The 5,285-nt window shown below is 39.7% G+C and carries 3 protein-coding genes; 2 read left to right on the forward strand and 1 reads right to left on the reverse strand.

Annotated elements, in window-relative coordinates; genetic code table 11:
* Window positions 1-2: 2 nt before the first annotated feature.
* Window positions 3-2,441: a TIM-barrel domain-containing protein gene (locus PF479_RS02700; RefSeq protein WP_298001975.1), complete on the reverse strand. Its 2,439-nt coding sequence runs from the start codon at window positions 2,439-2,441 to the stop codon at window positions 3-5.
* A gap of 129 nt (window positions 2,442-2,570) precedes the next feature.
* On the opposite strand from PF479_RS02700, the gene PF479_RS20710 reads away from it, so the two are divergent.
* Both PF479_RS20710 and PF479_RS02705 read left to right on the forward strand, forming a co-directional pair.
* The gene (locus tag PF479_RS20710) at window positions 2,571-3,440 is read left to right on the forward strand and encodes a helix-turn-helix domain-containing protein (RefSeq protein ID WP_367277196.1); all 870 of its coding nucleotides are present in this window, start codon (window positions 2,571-2,573) and stop codon (window positions 3,438-3,440) included.
* Window positions 3,441-4,248: 808 nt separating this feature from the next.
* Window positions 4,249-5,285 (forward strand): tyrosine-type recombinase/integrase (locus tag PF479_RS02705; RefSeq protein ID WP_298001978.1); only part of this gene is annotated, 1,037 nt, incomplete at its 3' end.

Raw genomic sequence — 5,285 nt, forward strand, 5'->3', positions numbered from 1 at the left:
TATCAGGCCTTTTTAATAGCATATTTATTGGATTTCTCACCTGAATATTTCACAGTTATCTGCTTCTTACCAATAACTTGAATTGTAAAGATGATCTCATCCTCCATTCCCTGGAAAGATCCTCTACGTTCTCCTATAGTCAGTCTCGCCTCATCATCATTCCATTCTAAATCTATAATCGAATAATCTCCTTTTTCATAATTGTAATTATTCTTCTCATCTTGATACAATGTAAATGACCCATCTGAACCGGGATAGATGAAGAGTTTAATTTCACAATCGGAACTGACATTACAGTTTTGAGTTACTTCAGCCATGGGAATGATTGAAGCGCTTCGGACAAAAATAGGCATAATCTCCAGTGTCGCTTCTGCGGTTATGGTTTGTCCCCCAGAGTATTTTTTCTCTGTCCAGAAGTCATACCAATCAGCGCCAGCCGGCAGATAAACTTGCCGTTTTTTTGGTATACCTTCAAGAGGCTCTGAATTTCTGGAATAGTACATTGGTTCTGTGACCGGACAAATCATTAAGGCATTGCCGAACATATACTGATCCTTAATCTCCAAGACTTTAGCATCATTCAAAAAGTCGAAAGCCAGAAGACGCAAAATGGTATAATCTTTAAAAGTCACCATACCTGCCAGGGAATAAATATAGGGTAGTAAGCGATATCTCAGATCAATGAATTTAGCTATTGTATCGTAGAACGGTTCACCTTTTTCCCCAAAATTCCAGATTTCCCGCCTAGTATCAGTACCATGAGAACGAAAAACAGGTAAAAATGCACCGAATTGAAACCATCGTGTATATAATTCCCGATACCCTAAATCGTCGCAGCCTTTTTCATAGTCGCCATTCCAGAACCAAAGATCACCTTTTTTTACAAAAAAAGCACCGATATCCAAAGTCCAGTAAGGCAGTCCCGAGGCACAGAAGTTCAGTCCTGCAGGAATCTGGTTTTTTAGTGTCTGCCAGTTAGCACTGATATCTCCGGACAAGAGTATCGTTCCGTATTTTTGCTGTCCTGTATAACCGCTTCGTGTCAGATTAACCACTCTCTTTTCGCTTATTTCATTGCGCTGTCCTTCATAGATGGCTCTTGCATGAAACAAGGGAAAGGCATTGGTGAGTTCTTCATTCATATAGTTTTTTGCTGAATTGTGAAATTCCAGATAATTCTGATCCGGTTCGGGTCTTTCCTTACTATTCCATTCGGGAGTAATCGGTTCGCTGGAATCACACCACCAGGCATCAATTCCTTTATCAAATAAGCCTTCTTTGGTCTGTATCCAGTACAATGACCGAGCTTTTTGATCAAAGGCATTATATATTTCCGAATAGGGGAATAAACACTTATTTTTACTCATCTCTTTGTAATTTTCCGTATCTTTGTACATATTGGGCCATAGGGAAATCATAAGTTGAACTCCCAGTTTGTGGAGTGTTTCTGTCATTTCTCTTGGATCGGGAAAACGGTCAGAATCAAAGGATTTCTGACCCCACATTCCCTCTTCCCATGACTGCCAGTCCAGTACAATACAATCAAGGGGAATATTTCGACGTTGATATTCTAATACTGTATTAATGATTTCCCTCTGAGATTCATAGCGCTCTTGAGACTGAATATATCCAAAAGCCCATTTGGGCAGTAAGCTTGCTTTCCCTGTTAAAAGACGATATCCGCCGATGATTTCATCAAAATTATCGCCGTGGATAAAATAAAAATCCAATTCATCGGTTGCTTCATTATAGAGGTACGAGCCATATTCATTATCATTGAATATTACGGGAGAATAGGTATCCAGCAGTACACCATAACCTTTTGTTGAGATAAAAAAGGGGATAGCTATTTTCATATTGGCCTGATGAATATATTGACGGGTTCCTCTCAAGTTCAGGCTTCCCTCTTCCTGTTGTCCCAAACCGTACAGGACTTCATTTTCAGACCATTCAAACTCCAGTCTGCTATGGTTCAGATCTTTGTAAAATTCCCTGCCAGCATTGATAACCACTTCTTTTATTCCATCAGGCGTCTCAATTTTTTCTATCAGACTGTTTTCATCGCGGACTGATTTATAACTTTTAAAGGGGATGAGCGTTTTTCCACCCTTTTCGGGTTCTTTTGTGAGTAATTTTCCATCTCTGTCATAGTAGGATAGAGCACTTGTTTCTTTTAAAATGACCAAGGATATCAATTTCGTTTTAACTGTGATGATTGAATCATTTTCAGTAAAAGACCATTGGCATGAACTCTTTTCCAATACTGTCCCGGGGCTTTGCAGCAGTGAAAACTCCTCAGACATGGTATAGACAACTCTGATAATCCCGTCAGCATATGGTTGTATTTTTATTTTTCCTTTTTCTGTTGTCAGAATTAATGCTTCATCAATTTTCTTTATTGATTTTATAGTTCTTTGTATATTTTTGGGGGCTTCAAGCATTTTCTCTCTCCATATTTTTTTCAAATCTGTGTTATATTGATATTTTAATATGGCGACAAATGAAATAATATATCAGTTTTTTACTAATTATTGTCTTATCTGAATATTAAGTTGTTGTAATGGAGATATATGGATCTGATTAGCATTGAAAATTATGAAAACACCAGGTTGGAAAGCGAAGATTTTCAGTTCAATTGTTTTCATATTCAAAATGCCGATACGCCACCCCATTGGCATAATCATACGGAGATCATTTTCATCAAACAGGGGAATTGCTCAATTTATATAAACGGGACTGCTTTTATGTGCAGTGAAGGAGATATCATATTAGTTCCTCACGGTTGTTTGCACAGTATTCTCTGCAACACACATTCTGTATACATCGCCATAGTAATAGGGGATACTCTATTTTCATCTATGGTGGCCGACTCTCATATTAATAGATCTCTGAGACCGTTTTTTTCTGATAATACCTATGAGCCTATACAGCTGAGTAAGCAGAGTAAGTCCTACTGCAGATTTTTATCGCTGATTGTATCCATTATAGATGAGGAGAGTAATCAAAAAAACAGTTATGAAATGATTGTCAAGGTTGAACTATGTCGGTTTTTTTCAGATCTAACGCGGGAATTTCCTGAGTTATTATTTGTTACACCAATTCAACAGAGTTCTGTCATTTTAAAAATGAAAAAAGCCATTGAGTATATTTTCATACATTACAGTGATAAAATAAGCATTTCGTTTATGGCCAGATATTCAAATATGAGTGATCAGCACTTCTGTCGTTTGTTCAAATCTTATACGGGAAAAACATTCATTGATTTTCTATCAGATTATCGATTGGAGCAGTCAAACCTTTTACTCAAAACAACTGATCTGCCCATCACCGGAATTCCTGAGCTTGTGGGATTCTGCAACGTGAATTATTATTCCAGAGTTTATAAAAAGAAATACGGATATCCGCCATCATTTGTCAGGAAAGGGAGAGCGAATCTTTAACTCATCCGTTCATTTCTCATGCAGTTTTTCTTAATGTAGAAGGTACACATCACATACATCATTTACAAAACTTCTCATTGCTGAAAAGCTTTAATCTCTTACCCAGAGGGTTTATACATACCAGGAAGAGGACTCGGTCTTCAGTCTGCAAAATTCTATTCCTATCAAGGCAATGAAATCGCCTTGGTGATCTTTTGGCTCAGGGCCGAAGGGCCTGCAATCTTCTTTCGACCCGCCTCCGAGATTAAATCGGCATCCCTGCCTATTTCCCCTCAAGATATAATATCCTACCGAGGCAATACCCTTCGGCCTTTACTTGTTGATCACCCGGGCAATGTTATTGCCCGGGTAGGTTTATACAGTATTGTCCTGGTAGGTTTATACAGTATTGTCCTGGTAGGTTTATATAGCATTGCCTCGGTGTTTTGTTTGCCAAAGGCCTAAGGAATTAGGGTGTATTTATGCTACCGAGGTCCATTTAGGACCTCGGTGATTATTCTGTATAGGCCTAAGGAATTAGGGTGGATTTATGCTACCGAAGTCCATTTAGGACCTCGGTGATTATTCTGTATAGGCCTAAGGGTCTGGAAGAGGACTCGCTTTCTACTCGTCGGCATCATGCCGTCTCGTTCCAGGCCCTCCTTCAGATCTAAAAGGACGTCCTGTAATAATTAATAAAAGTTGACAAATATAGTCAATCGAATTATTCTATTCAGGATAACAAGTTACTAAGCTTTCAATTTTCTCTGTATCAAATCAAATGATGCGCCACAGCAGTTGTGTGAGCACATCATACAAGGTGGAAACCATGAGATATAGAGAGCCTTTTACAGTATTCCCGAGAAAGATGAAAAGCGGGAGAATCGTCTGGTATTATCAGTCTTACAATGAGCATGGCAGAAGGACAACGGCATTGTCTACCGGACAGATCACAAAATCTGCAGCGAGAGCGTATTGCAGAATGTTGGAAAAGAGTGATGATCTGATTCCAAATAAGTCTGGTCGCATGAGATTCAAAGATTATGCCCGTCACTGGTGGGGTGATAATTGTGAATATGTACAGTATCGCAGACGCAGCGGGACAATCACGTTTAATTACATGCGAGGACAGAAGCATTACCTGGATAAATATCTCCTCCCTCAGTTTGAAGACTTCCGTTTAAATGAGATCACGCGGTACGACGTAGAAAAATGGATAGGACAGCTCCAGACAGAAACAAGTAAGAAAACAGGGCGTCCTTTTGCTAACAAAACCATTAATGGCTGCCAGAAGGCTCTTCATATCATGCTCAGCGAAGCAGTCAGACGTGATCTTCTTTCCGAAGATATTACAAAGAAGATTCCCTACCTGCGAAATAACTCCAAAATCAGGGGCGTTTTCGATCGGGCAATGGTTCAGCAGATGTTTGATTATTCCAGAATGCCGGAATTCTGGGAGAGCAGGGTCTATTATCTGGGGAATCTCTTGTCTGCCTGCACGGGGATGAGGATGAGCGAAGTTATCGGGACGCAGCTCAAAGATCTGAAAGGCGGCTATATTGCCGTTACGAAACAGTATCTTTATAAACAGGGATTTACTCCTACAAAGACGAAAGAGAGCCGGGAGATTCCTCTTCCGGAATCTCTTGAGACGATGTTAAAGGAGCTTTCAACGGGTGATCCGGAGGATATGCTGTTCTGCCTGGGAAAGGATAAATCAAAGCCTGTGACTCAATGGAGCATGGGGAAATCTCTGGATCGGGCCTTAAGGATATTAGGGATTGATGAAAAAATGCGGAAAGAGAAAGGATTTTCCTTCCATAGCTGGCGGCATTACTTCAATACAATGATGCGGAGCAATAATAT

This window comes from Oceanispirochaeta sp., assembly GCF_027859075.1.
Classification (GTDB): domain Bacteria; phylum Spirochaetota; class Spirochaetia; order DSM-2461; family DSM-2461; genus Oceanispirochaeta.